At 70.7% G+C, this 13,573-nt stretch carries 15 protein-coding genes and 1 pseudogene; 7 read left to right on the forward strand and 9 right to left on the reverse strand.

Translation table 11 applies throughout. The annotated features are described in order from the left end of the window. Positions 1 to 212: 212 nt before the first annotated feature. The gene (locus A4R44_RS49065; protein WP_198545332.1) at positions 213 to 500 is read right to left on the reverse strand and encodes a hypothetical protein; all 288 of its coding nucleotides are present in this window, start codon (positions 498 to 500) and stop codon (positions 213 to 215) included. A gap of 167 nt (positions 501 to 667) precedes the next feature. Between A4R44_RS49065 and A4R44_RS49070 the strand changes: the two genes are divergently transcribed. Continuing rightward, entirely contained in the window at positions 668 to 1,498 is an 831-nt protein-coding gene (locus A4R44_RS49070; protein WP_198545333.1) for an FtsX-like permease family protein, read from the forward strand. Then, on the forward strand, positions 1,485 to 2,750 hold the full coding sequence (locus A4R44_RS50400; RefSeq protein ID WP_232791646.1) for an ATP-binding cassette domain-containing protein: 1,266 nt from the start codon (positions 1,485 to 1,487) through the stop codon (positions 2,748 to 2,750). The genes A4R44_RS49070 and A4R44_RS50400 overlap by 14 nt, the downstream gene beginning before the upstream one ends. 58 nt (positions 2,751 to 2,808) lie before the next feature. Here the strand turns inward: A4R44_RS50400 and catC are convergent, their stop codons facing one another. The 4 genes from catC to A4R44_RS17725 are packed head-to-tail and all read right to left on the reverse strand — an operon-like array spanning position 2,809 to position 5,988. Then, positions 2,809 to 3,087, reverse strand: a complete 279-nt coding sequence (gene catC, locus A4R44_RS17710) for a muconolactone Delta-isomerase (RefSeq protein ID WP_067581447.1) — start codon at positions 3,085 to 3,087, stop codon at positions 2,809 to 2,811. Positions 3,088 to 3,102: 15 nt separating this feature from the next. Beyond that, positions 3,103 to 3,948 carry a catechol 1,2-dioxygenase gene (gene catA, locus A4R44_RS17715; protein WP_067581448.1) on the reverse strand — a complete coding sequence of 282 codons (846 nt, stop codon included), beginning with the start codon at positions 3,946 to 3,948 and terminating at the stop codon, positions 3,103 to 3,105. Positions 3,949 to 3,979: 31 nt separating this feature from the next. Further along, entirely contained in the window at positions 3,980 to 5,083 is a 1,104-nt protein-coding gene (locus tag A4R44_RS17720) for a mandelate racemase/muconate lactonizing enzyme family protein (protein WP_067581450.1), read from the reverse strand. Then, positions 5,080 to 5,988, reverse strand: a complete 909-nt coding sequence (locus A4R44_RS17725; protein WP_067581452.1) for a LysR substrate-binding domain-containing protein — start codon at positions 5,986 to 5,988, stop codon at positions 5,080 to 5,082. Before A4R44_RS17725 ends, A4R44_RS17720 begins: the two co-directional genes overlap by 4 nt. A 224-nt stretch (positions 5,989 to 6,212) precedes the next feature. Here A4R44_RS17725 and A4R44_RS17730 point away from each other — a divergent pair. Continuing rightward, positions 6,213 to 6,630 (forward strand): annotated as a pseudogene (locus A4R44_RS17730) (Rieske 2Fe-2S domain-containing protein); the annotation flags it as partial. A gap of 267 nt (positions 6,631 to 6,897) precedes the next feature. On the opposite strand, the gene A4R44_RS17735 reads toward A4R44_RS17730, so the two are convergent. Beyond that, a complete protein-coding gene (locus tag A4R44_RS17735; protein ID WP_093573737.1) occupies positions 6,898 to 7,815 on the reverse strand; it encodes a DUF5829 family protein in 918 nt (305 codons plus the stop codon). 212 nt (positions 7,816 to 8,027) lie between these two features. Here A4R44_RS17735 and A4R44_RS17740 point away from each other — a divergent pair, with 212 nt between their 5' ends. After that, positions 8,028 to 8,864, forward strand: coding sequence for a GH25 family lysozyme (locus A4R44_RS17740; RefSeq protein WP_167545337.1), 837 nt, complete (start codon positions 8,028 to 8,030; stop codon positions 8,862 to 8,864). Here the strand turns inward: A4R44_RS17740 and A4R44_RS17745 are convergent. Genes A4R44_RS17745 through A4R44_RS17755 form a run of 3 tightly spaced genes read right to left on the reverse strand, consistent with a single transcriptional unit; the run spans position 8,821 to position 11,018 of the window. Then, the gene (locus A4R44_RS17745) at positions 8,821 to 9,504 is read right to left on the reverse strand and encodes a DUF3159 domain-containing protein (RefSeq protein WP_067581457.1); all 684 of its coding nucleotides are present in this window, start codon (positions 9,502 to 9,504) and stop codon (positions 8,821 to 8,823) included. The genes A4R44_RS17740 and A4R44_RS17745 overlap by 44 nt on opposite strands. Further along, complete coding sequence (locus A4R44_RS17750) at positions 9,501 to 10,112, reverse strand: TetR/AcrR family transcriptional regulator (protein ID WP_067582292.1); 612 nt, start codon at positions 10,110 to 10,112, stop codon at positions 9,501 to 9,503. Before A4R44_RS17750 ends, A4R44_RS17745 begins: the two co-directional genes overlap by 4 nt. Before the next feature lie 39 nt (positions 10,113 to 10,151). Further along, positions 10,152 to 11,018 (reverse strand): LysR family transcriptional regulator, encoded by an 867-nt coding sequence (locus A4R44_RS17755; protein WP_067581459.1) that lies wholly within the window; start codon positions 11,016 to 11,018, stop codon positions 10,152 to 10,154. A gap of 98 nt (positions 11,019 to 11,116) precedes the next feature. Here A4R44_RS17755 and A4R44_RS17760 point away from each other — a divergent pair, with 98 nt between their 5' ends. From A4R44_RS17760 to A4R44_RS17770, 3 genes are all read left to right on the forward strand, one after another. Beyond that, positions 11,117 to 11,473 carry a DUF488 domain-containing protein gene (locus A4R44_RS17760; protein WP_067581461.1) on the forward strand — a complete coding sequence of 119 codons (357 nt, stop codon included), beginning with the start codon at positions 11,117 to 11,119 and terminating at the stop codon, positions 11,471 to 11,473. A gap of 410 nt (positions 11,474 to 11,883) precedes the next feature. Continuing rightward, positions 11,884 to 12,150: a hypothetical protein gene (locus tag A4R44_RS17765; protein ID WP_067581463.1), complete on the forward strand. Its 267-nt coding sequence runs from the start codon at positions 11,884 to 11,886 to the stop codon at positions 12,148 to 12,150. Positions 12,151 to 12,640: 490 nt separating this feature from the next. Further along, positions 12,641 to 13,549: a LysR family transcriptional regulator gene (locus tag A4R44_RS17770; protein ID WP_067581465.1), complete on the forward strand. Its 909-nt coding sequence runs from the start codon at positions 12,641 to 12,643 to the stop codon at positions 13,547 to 13,549. The last annotated feature ends 24 nt before the right edge of the window (positions 13,550 to 13,573 follow it).

Here is a 13,573-nt window from a genome sequence, read left to right on the forward strand (position 1 = left end):
CGCGGGCTGGTGAGCGCGCTGGGGCCGAGCCCGCTGGTGACGCCGTCCGCGGTCGGCTACTCGATCGGCGGCGCGGCGGTCGCGTTCCTGGCGACGCTGGCCGGGATCGCCGGTTCGGTCGTGCTTCGCACGCGGGCGATGTTCGACGCGCGCACGTCGCGGATCCGGCATCTGCCGTGGGAAATCCTCCCGCTGGTCGCCGCGGTGGTCTGCTACTTCGCGCTCGGCGACGGCACGCAGACCGGGCTCGGCCAGGCGGGATCGGTCGCGCGGATCCCGCCGCGGCTGATCGTCGTGCCGTTGCTGCTGGTGCTGGGGCTGGCGATGCTGGTGACCCGGGTCGTGCGGCTGACCTTGCCACGGGCGCCCGCGGTGCGGCGAGAACGGGCAGTGGCGTTCCTGGCCTGGCGACGGCTGGCTTCGGCGCCCGCCGCGGCGGCCGTGCTGGTCGGAGCCACCGCGGTACCGGTGGCGCTGTCGATCTTCGCTACCACAGTCACCGGTTCCGTCCAGCGCACGCTCGATGACGAGGGACAGCTCGTGGTCGGCTCGGACGTCGTGGTGCATTTGACCGGTCCCGCCGAGATCCCGCCCGGCCTGACCGGGCACGCCGCGCTGGTCGACCGTTACGACTCGGCATACCNCGGCATACCTGGGCAGCAAGACGGTGAACGTGCTGGGCGTCGACCCGGCGACGTTCGGCTCAGCCGCGTTCTGGGACAGCCACTTCAGCGGGCCGGCCCTGCCCGAGCTGCTGGACCAGCTGTCCGGCGACACCCCGGCCGGCATCCTCGCCGGGGTCCCGGACGCCCCCGGGCAGGCGACGCTGAGCATCGGGGGCAAGGACCTGCCGCTGCGGGTCGTCACGGTGGCGCAGCTGCCCGGCAAGAGTGCGGGATTCCCGGAATTGCTGCTGCGCAAGGACCTTCTGGCCAAGTTCGCCGGAGAGAGCGTGCATCGCGAGCTGTGGGCGCGCGGCGACCCGGCGCACGTGCTGCCGGAACTGGGCAAAGCCGGGGTGCCGGCCGGGACGGTCAGCCGCGCTGCCGACGTCACCGCGCACGGCGTCTATGGCGGAGTCACTTACACCTTCGCGTTCCTGACCGCAGTGTCGGCTCTGGTCGGGGTGGTCGTCCTAGTCGGACTGTTGCTGTACCTCAACGCCAGGGCTCGTGCTCGGCGCGGAGCATATGTCCTCTTGCGACGGATGGGCATCACCTCGGGCGCGCATTGGCGAGCGCTCGCCTACGAGGTCGGCGGGCTGCTGGCGGCCGGATTCGCTTTGGGCGTCGGGTTCGCGGCCGTCGCGGTCTCGGTGACCTACGAGGGCTACGACCTCGATCCGGCGACGCCGCCGGGCACCGTGATCCCGGTGCCGTGGGGCCCGGGCGGGCAATTGCTGCTCGCGGCGGTGGTCGTCGCGCTTGCCGTTACTTATGCGGCCCAACGCGCGGCTGCGCGGGCACTGCCTTCGGAGGTGTTGCGTGACACTGCCTGATGCTGTCCGGGGTGCCGGATTGACGCACGGCTATCGCACCGCCGGTCGCTCGCTGACCGCTTTGCACGAGGTGACGATCGCCGCCGCACACGGCCGGATCACCGCGCTGGTGGGCCCCTCCGGGTCCGGCAAATCGACTCTGCTGCGTCTGCTGGCTTGCCTGGAACGACCGGACGAGGGCCGCGTCGAGGTCGGCGGCACGGACGTCACCGCGTTGTCCGCGCGGGCGCGCCGGGCGGTGCGGCGACGGCGGATCGGTTACGTATTCCAGAATCCCGTCGACAACCTGCTGGATTACCTTACCGTGCAAGAACATCTGGAGCTGGCCGCGAAGATGCGCGGCACCGGCCTTTCGCTCTCCTTGCTGGAGCGGCTGGGGCTGGATCACCGCCGCGGCCATCGCCCGCGCCAGCTTTCCGGCGGTGAACAGCAACGAACCGCACTCGCCTTCGCCGCGGCCGGCGACCCGGACGCGGTGCTGGCGGACGAACCGACCGCCCAACTGGACCGTTCCTCGGCTCGGCTGGTCGCGGAGGCATTCCGTGNCAGGGCAGACCGTCGTGGTCGCGACCCACGACCCGGTGCTGGCCGAAGCGGCGGACGACGTGGTGGAACTCGTGGACGGGAGAGTCCGGTGACTGCGCTGCTCAGCGTGTCCGACGTAAGCCGTTCCCACGGCGGGATGCCGGTGCTGCGGCACACGAGCCTCGATCTGGCGGCGGGCGAACTGGTCGCACTGACCGGCCCGTCGGGCTCGGGCAAAAGCACTTTGCTGATGATCGCGGGTGGCTGGGACAAGCCCGACAGCGGGACCGTCACCGCGCATCCGCCGATGCCGGACGCGGCGGTTTCGGAACAGCCGTGGCACGCGCTGGCTTTCGTGCCGCAGTCGATCGCGCTGTTCGAGGAGTTGACGGTCGCGGACAACCTCGCGTTCGCCGCGCGGACCGCGGCGGAGCCGCCGGATCGGTCGAAGCTGCTGGAAACCCTGGACCTGGCGAAACTGGCGGATCGCTTGCCGAGCGAGGTCTCGCGCGGGGAACAGCAACGGGGTGCCGTGGCGCGTGCTTTGGCGGCGGGTCCGCTGGTGCTGCTGGCGGATGAGCCGACGTCGCATCAGGACCGCGCGCACGCGGAGATGGTGCTGACGGCGCTGCGCCAGGCAGCGGATCGCGGGACGGCGGTGCTGGTCGCGTCCCACGATCCGCTGCTGGCCGGGCACGCGGACCGCGTGGTGACTGTCGGCGAGTAACCGGGCCCGCCAGGTCCTGGCACCGGTTCACGGACCTGGAGAGCCGGGCTGAGCCCAGTCAGTCCACTTTGGAGGGATGCCGGGCCAGCGGGGTCACCTGGAGGTCCAGGTACGGGAACAGCGGCAGCTTCGACAGGATCTGGTGCAGCTCGTCGTGGTCGGCGACGTCCAGCACCGAGTAGTTCGCGTACTCCCCGGCGATCCGCCAGATGTGCGGCCATTTCCCGCTGCGCTGCAACTGCTGGCTGTACTCCTTCTCGCGCGCGATGAGGGCGTCGCGGACCGCCGGGTCCAGGTCGGGGGGAAGGCGGACGTCCATCCGCACGTGGTAAAGCATGAGTCTCCTGCCGGATCAGAGGGCCGGGTCGAGGACGAAGTCGTACTCGATGGTCTCGCCGTTGTCCGCCGGGCGCGGGTCGAGCAGCAGTTCCGGCTTCACCGCGGACGCGATGTCGTCGTCGTTGTGCTCGTCGCCCGGGAAGTAGAGCTGCGCGGTGAGCAGTTCGTGCCCCGGCGCGGACACCTTGACGTGCAGGTGCGCCGGACGCCAGGCGTGCCAGCCTGCCGCCGCGATCAGTTTGCCGCAGGCTCCGTCGGTCGGGATCTGGTACGGCGCGGGCCGCACGGTGCGGATTTCGAAGCGGCCTTCGTCGTCGGTGGTGAAGGTGCCGCGCAGGTTCCACTCCGGGATGTCCGGCGCGAACTGCGAGTACAGTCCGTCCGCGTCCGCGTGCCACAGTTCGACCTTCGCGCCGGCCAGTGCCGCGCCGGTGGTCGAGGTGACCTGTCCGGTCCAGGTGAGCGGCGTGCCCGGCTCGTTCTCCCGCGACGGGACCGAACCGCGCGCGCCCTGCTCGGGTGCGTCCGGCACGTAGTAGGGGCCCTCGATGGTGCCCTTGTTGCCCTTGCGGTGCCCGGTGGCGACGTCCTCGACGACGTGCTCGACCCAGACATCGAGAAACAGCGGCCATTCGCCGTCCTCGCCGACGCTGATCAGCCACGATTTGAGCGCGTTGTACTCCTCGTAGGTGACCTTGTGCTTGCGGATGGTCGCGTGCACGGCCTCCAGGACCTCGCGGGCGAGCAGGCTGACCCGTTCCTTCGGGGTGCCCGCGACGCCGGCGAACTTGTCGCTCTTGAACCGTTCGGTGGCGTTGGCTCCGGACGCGGCGGCGGTGGGGGAATGCGTGGCAGTCATGAATCCTCCTTGATCCATCGGGGTTTCCGGCTCAGCGGTCCTGCCGGTAGTGCCGGAGCTTGCCGGGGTCGAGCGCGGCGCCGAGGCCGGCGCCGGGGCGGATGACCAGTTCGCCGTCCGCGATGCGCAGCGGTTCGGCGAGCAGGTCGTCGGTCATGTCGAGGAAGTTGGACAGTTCGCCGGGGCGGCGCGACGTCAGTTCGTACGCCGATCCGAACGCGACAGTGCACAGTGAACCGATCTGGCCGTCGATCTGGTTGCCCATCACCACTTCCAGCCCGAGGCCCTCCGCGAGGTGGTGCGTGCGCTGCGAGCGCGTGAAGCCGGTGCGGGCGGTTTTGATGCTGATCGCGGTGGCCGACCCGCCGAGGATCTCGCGGGTCACGTCGGCCGGGGTCACCGCGGATTCGTCGGCGATGAACGGAATGTCCAACCGGGACACCAGCCAGCGGCGGCCGAGCACGTCGTCGGCGGGGCACAGTTCCTCGGCGAACAGCAGGTCGAGGCCGGCCATTTCCCGCATCGCGCGGGCGGATTCCGCGGCCGTCCAGCCCCGGTTGCCGTCCACGTACAGGTCGACCTCGGCGCCGAACCGTTCCCGCATCGCGCGAACCACCGCGGTGTCGAGGGAAACCGGACGGCGCCCGACCTTCACCTTGAACGTCGTGATGCCGTAGCTGTCGCGAATCCGTTCCGCCTCGGCGACCATCGCGGCGGGCTCGTCGAAGCCGAGCATGTGCGAAACCTTCATGCGGTCGGTGTAGCCGCCGAGCAGTTCGGTGACCGAGACGTCGAGGCTTTGCCCCAGGGCGTCCCAGATCGCCATGTCCAAAGCGGACTTCGCGGCCGGGTTCCCGACCGTGCGGGAGAGCCGCGCGTGCACCGTCTCGCGTTCCAGCAGGCTCAGGCCCACTACCTGCGGGGCGAACACGGTCTCCAGCACCGCCACGATCCCGGCTTGCGTCTCGCCGTAGGTGAACGGCCGCGGCGGTGCCTCGGCAACGCCGACCACGCCGTCGTCGGTGTGCACGCGGACCAGCACGTGCTCGGCCGTGTGCACCTCGCCGGAAGCGAAACGCAGCGGTTTGCGGTAGGGGATGGCGAACGGGATCGCCTCCACCCGGGTGATCTTCATCGTGTCCTCCCTGACACGGGCACTGCGACGGGGAACAGCTCGCCGAGCGCGTCGAGCACGGCCGGGACCAGTGCCGAGGCCCGGTCGCGGTGCCAGGCGAGCGCGAGCTGGACGGTGGCCGCCCCGGCGAGGTCGCGGAACACGACCCCGGCCAGCGGCAGCGCCCGCGCGGACGCGGGGACGACGCCGACGCCGAGACCGCCGGCGACGAGCGCGAGCAGCACCGCGGTGCCGGCCGCTTCGTGCTCGCGTTGCGGGGTGAATCCGGCGTCGCGGCAGCTGCGCAGCACCGCTTCGTTGACGACGGAGTAGCTGGCCGGATAGGTGACGAAGGCTTCGGCGCGCAGATCGGTCATCGCCACCACCGGTTCCACCGCGAGCCGGTGGTCGGCCGGGACGGCGAGCACGAGCGGCTCGGTCTCGATGACGTGCAGGTCGAGGTCGCCGCCGGTGACCGGTGGACGCAGCACGCCGATGTCGAGAGTGCCGTCGCGCAGCTGCCGGCACTGCTCGCCGGTGAGCAGGTCGGCGTGCACTTCGAGTTCGACCTCGGGCAGCCGGTGCTGCAGCGTGCGGGCGACCTGCGGCAGATGCGACAGCGCGGCGGTGCCGGTGAAGCCGATCCGCGCGAGCCCGCGGCGGCCGTCGGCGATGCGCCGGGCCCCGCGCGCGCCCGCCTCGACGGCGTCCAGGATCCGCTGGGCCTCGGCGAGGAAGAACCGGCCGGCCGGGGTGACCTGTACCTGCCGCGTCGTGCGGCTGAGCAGGGCGACGCCCAGTTCGTCCTCCAGCTGCCGGATCGCGTGCGAAAGCGCGGGCTGGGCGAGGTGCAGGCGTTCGGCGGCACGGCCGAAGTGGCAGGTCTCGGCGACGGCGGAGAAGTACCGCAGGTGGCGCAGTTCCATCGGGCTGCCTCCTCACCGGCTCCTCGTCCCGCTCACCGTAAGTTCCGGCATTGAGTGAAGACAAGGAGCGTTTTGCGTGCGATTGATAAACGACATCGATAAATCACACCCTAGGCCAGGACTGGGTCTCGCCCTGGGGCGGCCGCCGCCGCGGACTGGCACAGTGCGGGAAACGCCCTGCTGGGGAGCCGATCAGTGCAGATCGCCGGCCCGTTGGAGGAGTCATGACCGAGACGCTGGACCACGCCGCTTCCGTAGTCGCGGACGCGGTGGTGGAGGACCCGGGAGGCAGGCGTCTACCGCACGAACCGCCGGATCTTCACCGACGAGGAGATCTTCGAAGTCGAGATGAAGCACCTCTTCGAGGGCAACTGGATCTACTTCGCGCACGAAAGCCAGCTGCCGAACCCCGGCGACTTCTTCACCACCACGATCGGCCGCCAGCCGGTCGTCCTCACCCGCGACAAGGCAGGCGAACTGCATTGCCTGACCAACGCCTGCGCGCGCCGCGGCGCGATGATCTGCCGGCGCAACCGGACCACGCTGACCTGCCCGTTCCACGGCCGGACCTTCCGCAACGACGGCAAGCTGCTCAAGGTCAAGGACCCGGACGGCGCGGGCTACCCGGAATCGTTCGACACCGAAGCCCGATTGTGCTGACGGGCGGCTTCGTATCGGGGTGCGGGCGAGGGGCTGGGTGCCTCGATGGTGGGGTGCGTCGGTTGCGGTGGGTGTGCGGGGGTGTGTGCGGGTTCTCGTGCGCGGAGCGTGCTGGGGGCGGGTGGCAGCGGGGGTGCGGGTAGCGCCCCAAGGTGGCATTACGGCGGCTGCGGCTGGGAGGACCGGTCGCGGGTCGTGAGGGGAACCCTGAGGGAATCTGGTTCCGTGAGGGTTCCCCTCACGTACCGGTCAGGTGCGGATGGCGAAGGTCCAGCGGGCGTGGGCGCCTGGGCCGGCGGTGAGGGTCGAGTGGCCGAGTTGTTCGACGTGTCTCGTTCCGGTGGGGCGGTTGAGGGCCAGGTCGAGCTGTCGGAGGCCGGCTTGGTCTGCGGGGACGGTGTCGAAGCGGATGGTGGTCATGCCGTCGAAGGCGAGAGCGCCGGTGGGGAGCTGGCGTACGGTCATTCCTCCGGCACGCAGCAGGGGCAGGGTGTTGCCCAGGTCGCGTGCGGTGACGCCCAGGCGGATGCCGGTGACGTCGCGCATCTGGTGGTTGCGGTAGTCGTCCGGCAGGTAGCGGTTGCGGCTGATGTCGCCGGGGTAGCGCGCGGGGCCGGTGTTGCCGCGCGGGTCGGCGAAGTACTCCGCGCGGTATTCCATGCCCCAGGCGCCGAAGGTGTCGTACTGGTCGGTGGTGAAGACTCCGTTGAACCACGGGATCGGCTTGCCGTCGCCGAAGTCGCGGGTTTGCAGGAATTCCAACGGGTTCGCGATGCCCGCGTCGTGCAGGTGCCGGACCACTGTGGACAGTTGGCCGGTGCGTTCGGCCGAGACTCCCAGGCCCGCCGAACCGAGGTCGCCGTCCTTGCCGGGCAGGTCGCCGACACCGAAGAGTTCCACGTAGGTTTCCCGGCCCATCAGGTAGCGGCCGGTCCATTTTTCGCCGCCCGCGCCGGTCGTGGTGCGGACTTGGAAGTTCGCGAAGTCCTTGAGATAGGCCGAATGCTCGATGGCGTCGGCGGTCTCGCGGTCAAGGACGCCGTAGCCGTGGTTGACGTGCAGCAGGGCCGGTTCGCCCGCTTCCGCGGCGCCGGTGCCGGTCGCGGCCAGGGTCAGGAGAACGGTCAGGAGCTGGAGGATCGTCCGGGTTCTTCGAGGTTTGGACATGGCCGGGGAGGGTAAGGCGGCCGCGGCCGGCCGGTGGCGTTTTCCCGGAATTCGACCGCAACGGCCTACTGGGAATGTCTTTCTCGTTGTCCGGTCAAGTGGAAATTAGGTCACTTGGAGCAGTGACAGTGCATCACATTTAGTAACAGAATCAGGTCCTCGTGCCACCTGATCGGGTGGCACTTCGCGAGGGCATCCGAAAGGACCTGTCAATGACCACTCACCACTGGGGACCCACCGGGAGGGCGCGCCGCCTGACCGGAGCGGTGCTCGCCGCGGCTGCCGCCCTGCTCGTGGCGACCGCGCCGAACGCCGGGGCCGCACCTGCCGCGGCCTGGAGCACCTCGGCCGAGACTCCGGACAACCATCAGATGGGCGCTTCCATCCGGGCGCACGAAGGAGGCGGCGCGTCGGTCGCGCCTGCGTCGGCCGAGGCGACCACGTCGGGCATCGACGTGAGCAGCTACCAGGGGGCGGTCGACTGGAAGTCCTACTGGAACCAGGGCAAACGGTTCGCCTACGTGAAGGCGACCGAGGGCACCGGCTACCAGAACCCGGACTTCACCCAGCAGTACAACGGCTCGTACAACGTCGGCATGATCCGCGGTGCCTACCACTACGGCCGTCCGGACATCTCCGGCGGCGCGGCGCAGGCCGACTACTTCGTCGCGCACGGCGGCGGCTGGTCGAAGGACGGCAAGACCCTGCCCGGCACGCTCGACATCGAATGGGGGCCCAGCTCCGCCTGCTACGGGCTGAGCCAGTCCGCGATGGTGTCGTGGATCAAGGCGTTCAGCGACGAGTACCACAAGAAGACCTCGCGCTGGCCGGTGATCTACACGGCGAACAGCTGGTGGACCCAGTGCACCGGCAACAAGGGCGACTTCAGCTCGACCAACCCGCTGTGGGTGGCGGCGTACGCGTCGTCGCCGGGCGCGCTGCCCTACCACTGGGGGTTCTACACCTTCTGGCAGTACACCTCGACGCCGCTCGACCAGGACTACTTCAGCGCGGGCATCGACCGGCTGAAGGTGCTGGCGACCGGCTGAGCCGGACCTGTCCGGGAGTCCGGTCCGGCCGGGCTCCCGGACGGGGCCGTGCCCAGGCGAGGACCGCCAGCCCGGCCAGCGTGCCCGGCAGTCCGGTCGCTACTTTGGCCGCGACCAGCCAGGCGTTCGCCGGGTCGAGGCTGAGCAGGCCGGTCACCGCCGCCCGGACGAGGAAGCCCGCGGCGAGGAGCGCGGTCGCGACCGCGAACCGGCGGCGGGCGGCGCGCTCGGTCCCGCCGCGGCCGACCGCCGCCCAGCCGATCCCCACGAGCGGCCGCCGGATGACGACCGACCCGGTCAGCACCAGCGCGGCCAGCAGGTACCAGACGAGGTCGGGCAGGAAAAGCCCGCCGCCGGATCCGGTCTGCCAAGCGATGAACCCGGCGATGCCGACGCCGATCAGCCCGCCGAAGGCCGGCCCCTTCGGATCTCCGCGCCGGATCCGGACCGCCGCGAGCACGGCGGCGAGGGCGGCCGCGGCGCCGACCGCGACTCCGGTGCCGGCGACGGCGTTGAGCGGCGCGAGGACCGCCGAGGGGATCGCGGACAGCACGATCCCGCCCGGCGTGTCGATCCGCGGCTTGCCGCGCTGCGGTCTCGCCGCGGGATTCGCTTTGCCGCCAAGGAAACGCCGCTTCATCTCAGCGCTCCCGTCACTGACCGCGCCGCCCGGTCCGGGGCGTCGCCGTACCCGATCGCCAGCCGCACCAGCAGATCCGCCAGCGCCGCCCGCCCCGCGGCCTCCGGCAGCGCGCCGCTGAGCACCATCGTCGCCAGCCCGTGCTGCGTGCTCCACACCTGGGCCGCGCACATTTCCGTCTGCTCGGCGGGCACGCCGGCAAACCGGCCGGACCCCACCGCCCGGTCGAGGATCTTCCGCAGCAGCAGGAAGCACGCCTCGCCCGCGCGGTCTTCGTCCAGCGGACGGTCGACGAACATCGCCCGGTACAGGTGCGGTTCGGCCATCCCGAACCGGAAAAACGCCGCCGCCGCTCCGGCGAGGGCGGCCACCGGGTCCTCGGCGGGCGGGTCCATGGTCTCTTCGAGCCTGCGGAAGCCCTCCAGCCGCACCTCCCGGCGCAACTGTTCGACACTGCCGAAGTAGGTGTAGACCGCTGTCGTCGACACGCCCAGCTCCCGGGCCAGCCGCCGAGTCGACAAGGCTGGACCGCCTTCCTCGGCCAGCACCTGGGCGGCTGTCGCCAGAAGGCTTTCGCGAAGCGCGGCGTCGCGCTGTCTCGGGCTCACGCCCACGATAGTAAAACGACGTTGCGTAACACCGCAATACTAAAATCCCTCCAGTACCTCCACGACCGCGCCGACGATCCGCCGGGTCTGCGGCTGGCACGCCGCCCACGTCGTCAGCGGGACGCTCGGCTCGACCAGCTCGCTCCAGGCCCACTCGGGCAGCATCCGGTTCGCGCTGGGCCTGCTGAGCAGCACCGCGTCCGCCTCGACCGCCTCCGCGCAGGCCAGCGCGTTCTCGTTGAACCGCGCGAGGCGCCAGTTCGGCGACACTCCGAGCCCGTGCGCCGCGGCGAGCATCTGGTCGTGCCCGGCCGGGACCTGCGCCCGCGAGTGCGCCAGCACCCGGACGTCGTCGAGATCCCGCAACCGGCACCGCGCGCGCCCGAAAAGCTCGTGACCAGGCCGGATCGCGACGCCGAACGGATGCTCGAACAACAGCCGCCCGTGCAGTGTCGACGGCGGGTTCTGGTGGACCAGCCCGATGTCGATCCGCCCTTCGCTGAGCATCCGCAGCTGCTCGGTGCTGCTGGCGTCCAAAAACGACAGTGCGGCGTCCGGCACCTGACGGCGGATCTCCGCCAGCGCCGCGAGCACCCAGTCCTGCGGAATCCCCGGCGGCAGCGCGATCTCGACCTGCTCCTTGACCGGAGCCGCGGACCGCGTGACCTCCCGCGTCGCGTCCGCGAGCCGCAGCAGCTGCCGCGCGTGCTCGTGCAATGCCCGGCCGGCGACCGTCGCCTGCACGCCCGTCGGCACCCGGTCGAACAACGGCGTCCCGAGTTCGCGTTCGAGCACGCGGATCTGCCGGGTCAGCGCGGGTTGCGACATCATCAGCGACCCGGCCGCCCGGCTGATCGACCCCTCGGTGAACACGGCGACGAAGTACCGCAGCTGACGCAGTTCCATACCCTGGGGTTATACCTCCTTCGTTTGCGCCGCGGCGGCCGCGGGCGGACGCTGGGCGGCGACGGCAGCCCCCGACCCCGGAAGGAGCCGCTGCCCCGATGAGCAAACGCCAAGTCCAGGTCCGCCGGGTCTACGACGCGCCGGAATCCACCGACGGCTCACGGGTCCTGGTCGACCGGCTGTGGCCGCGCGGGCTGAGCAAAGAGCGTGCGCGTCTGGACGACTGGCTGAAGCAGATCTCCCCGTCGACGGAACTGCGCGAGTGGTACTCGCACGACCCGGACCGCTACGCCGGATTCGCCGAACGCTACCGCGCGGAGCTGGAAGAACCGGAACGCGCGGAAGCGCTGGACCACTTGCGTGCGCTAGCCGGCCGGGGGCCGCTGACCCTGTTGACCGCGACCAAACGCAGCGACATCAGCGAAGCGGCGGTACTGGCCGACCTGCTCGGCTAGAGTTCAGGAACTGCCGACCGAGATGCCCGTTGCGTTCGGCATACCGGCTGCCCCGTTCGTGCGACGCGGTCAGCGCCGGGCGCAGCTCGTGGCCTCCGTGGGCCGGCCGGCACTCGACCGTCGGCACCCGGCTGTAACGGTGCGGGCTTTCCTTGGGCCGCCCGGATCACCGGCTTCCACTTCCCGCCCGTGCCGTCGAGCACCTCCGGTGCCGCCCCGGCCCCGGTGAGCTGGTTCGGTCCGGGAACCGCTCCGGCGGTGCCGTGGCGGAGACGTCCGCGAACCGGGCAGTACGAGCACGCATCAGTTGGTGCTCTTTCTGGCTGGGATTCCGGGGCCGAGACCGCCTTCGCGGGGTCCGGCAAACACTGCCCGCCACGTCGCGTTGCCGCCCGGCGGTGCGGTAGGCAATGCCCGGCGAACGTGTTCAGCCGGGCAGCCGGTACTTCGCGCGCCAGCCGGTGATCCGGCCTTCCGCCGCGATCGCGGCGACGAATCGTTCGTACCCGTGCTGCGCTTCGACGCGGCGGCAGGCGTGGCTCGCCGACGCGATCGTCCCGCTGCCCGCGTGCCGGAACCGCCGCCGGTCGCTCCCGTGGTCGTGGGTCAGGTCCCCGCGCGGGATGTTCGCGCACAGTCACTGGATCGCCGCGGCGCGTTCTTCGCCGTCGCGGTAGTCGACGGCGCCCAGCTCCAGCGACGCGTTTCGTGCCGGGGAGCCACCACTTCGTCGCGTTCCCCGGGCCGCCGATCAGCTGGAACCAGGGAGTCCGACGCGGACTTCGAGCGCTTTTCCGGTGTGGCAATTCCAGTCCGGCGCGGAGGGCCGTCCGGTGAACAGCGGGTGGCCGCGGGCATTCCACAGTAGACCGTCGGCCCGTGGTCACGCTGGAAATTCTCTTCGCCCCTCCTGACAATGACATCGTCCGTTCCCGCGCGGATGTTTCGCCTGTTCCGGGGTTCGGGGCGAGTTCGGCTGTTCGCCGCAGCCGCGGTTCGGGCGTTCGGCGGCACCCTCGGCGGGGTAGTTGGGGCACGCTCGGTGTCCCTCGGGGCGGGATAATCCCGTTCCGAAACGGTATTTCGCGTCGCAGGCAAGGGGGAGGTGGTCGCCGTTGCGTCTACTGTGGACGACCTGGTCCGTCCGTTTCGGATATGGTTGGCGGAATGGCTGATCTGACGCTCACCGGCCTGCGGGTCGTGGTCGAGGTGGCCCGGACCGGGTCGTTCAGTGCTGCCGCGCATCGGCTCGGCTACACGCAATCAGCGGTGTCGCGGCAGATCGCGGCGAGCGAACGCGCTACTGGAACCGCGTTGTTCGAACGGCATGCCCGCGGAATCCGCCCTACGACAGCAGGAGAAGTACTGATCCGGCACGCCGGTCGGGTGCTGGACAGTGTGAGTGCGGCCGGAAAAGAGCTCGCCGGACTGCGCGACCGGCTCGCCGGGCGGATCTCGGTCGGCGCATTCCCCGCCGCGTCGGCGGTTTTGCTGCCGCGCGCGGTTTCCCGGCTGCTGCGCGCACATCCGGGCGTGGAGGTGCACCTCGCCGAGTCCGCGACCCTGGCGCAACTGCAGTCCCTGCGCCGCGGCAGGCTCGACGTCTCGGTGGCCGTCACCGGCGACGGCTTGCCGGAATACGACTTCGAGGGCTTGCGGCGCACCGAATTGCGCAGTGGAATCCCGTACGGAGTGGCGGTCGCGGAATCGCATCCGTTCGCCGGGCGCAGCTGGGTCGAACCGGACGAACTGGCCGAACAGCAGTGGATCGTCGGCGCGGGCAGCTCGCCGGAATTCGGGACGTGGCCGGGAATCGCCGGGCCGTCGATCGCGTTCGCGGTGCGCGCGTGGCCGACGCGGTTGGGCCTGGTCGCGGCGGGTTTGGGAGTTTCGCTGGTGCCCGGGTTCGCGGCGGATTCGCTGCCTGCCGATGTGCGGTGGATCCCCGTGCGCGACGAGTGCGGCGGGGTGCGACGCGCGCTGTGGGCGGTGACGGGGGAGCGGCCGGATCCGGCGGCGGTGGCGATGGTGCGGGCGCTGGAGCAAGAGGCCGGGTCGGTCGGCCGGGGTTGCTAGGTCCGGATTTCGTTGGCGTGCTGC

Origin of the sequence: Amycolatopsis sp. M39, from assembly GCF_001651785.1 — a bacterium.
GTDB classification, from domain to species: Bacteria; Actinomycetota; Actinomycetes; order Mycobacteriales; family Pseudonocardiaceae; genus Amycolatopsis; species Amycolatopsis rubida.

Bases quoted from the DNA above. Each gene is read 5' to 3' on its own strand.
- A4R44_RS17740 (WP_167545337.1), top strand. From the start codon at position 8,028: ATGACCACTCACCACTGGGGACCCACCGGGAGGGCGCGCCGCCTGACC.
- catC (WP_067581447.1), bottom strand. From the start codon at position 3,087: ATGCTTTACCACGTGCGGATGGACGTCCGCCTTCCCCCCGACCTGGAC.
- A4R44_RS17725 (WP_067581452.1), bottom strand. From the start codon at position 5,988: ATGGAACTGCGCCACCTGCGGTACTTCTCCGCCGTCGCCGAGACCTGC.
- A4R44_RS17735 (WP_093573737.1), bottom strand. From the start codon at position 7,815: ATGTCCAAACCTCGAAGAACCCGGACGATCCTCCAGCTCCTGACCGTT.
- A4R44_RS17745 (WP_067581457.1), bottom strand. From the start codon at position 9,504: ATGAAGCGGCGTTTCCTTGGCGGCAAAGCGAATCCCGCGGCGAGACCG.
- catA (WP_067581448.1), bottom strand. From the start codon at position 3,948: ATGACTGCCACGCATTCCCCCACCGCCGCCGCGTCCGGAGCCAACGCC.
- A4R44_RS17770 (WP_067581465.1), top strand. From the start codon at position 12,641: ATGGCTGATCTGACGCTCACCGGCCTGCGGGTCGTGGTCGAGGTGGCC.
- A4R44_RS17760 (WP_067581461.1), top strand. From the start codon at position 11,117: ATGAGCAAACGCCAAGTCCAGGTCCGCCGGGTCTACGACGCGCCGGAA.
- A4R44_RS17765 (WP_067581463.1), top strand. From the start codon at position 11,884: ATGCCCGGCGAACGTGTTCAGCCGGGCAGCCGGTACTTCGCGCGCCAG.
- A4R44_RS17755 (WP_067581459.1), bottom strand. From the start codon at position 11,018: ATGGAACTGCGTCAGCTGCGGTACTTCGTCGCCGTGTTCACCGAGGGG.
- A4R44_RS17720 (WP_067581450.1), bottom strand. From the start codon at position 5,083: ATGAAGATCACCCGGGTGGAGGCGATCCCGTTCGCCATCCCCTACCGC.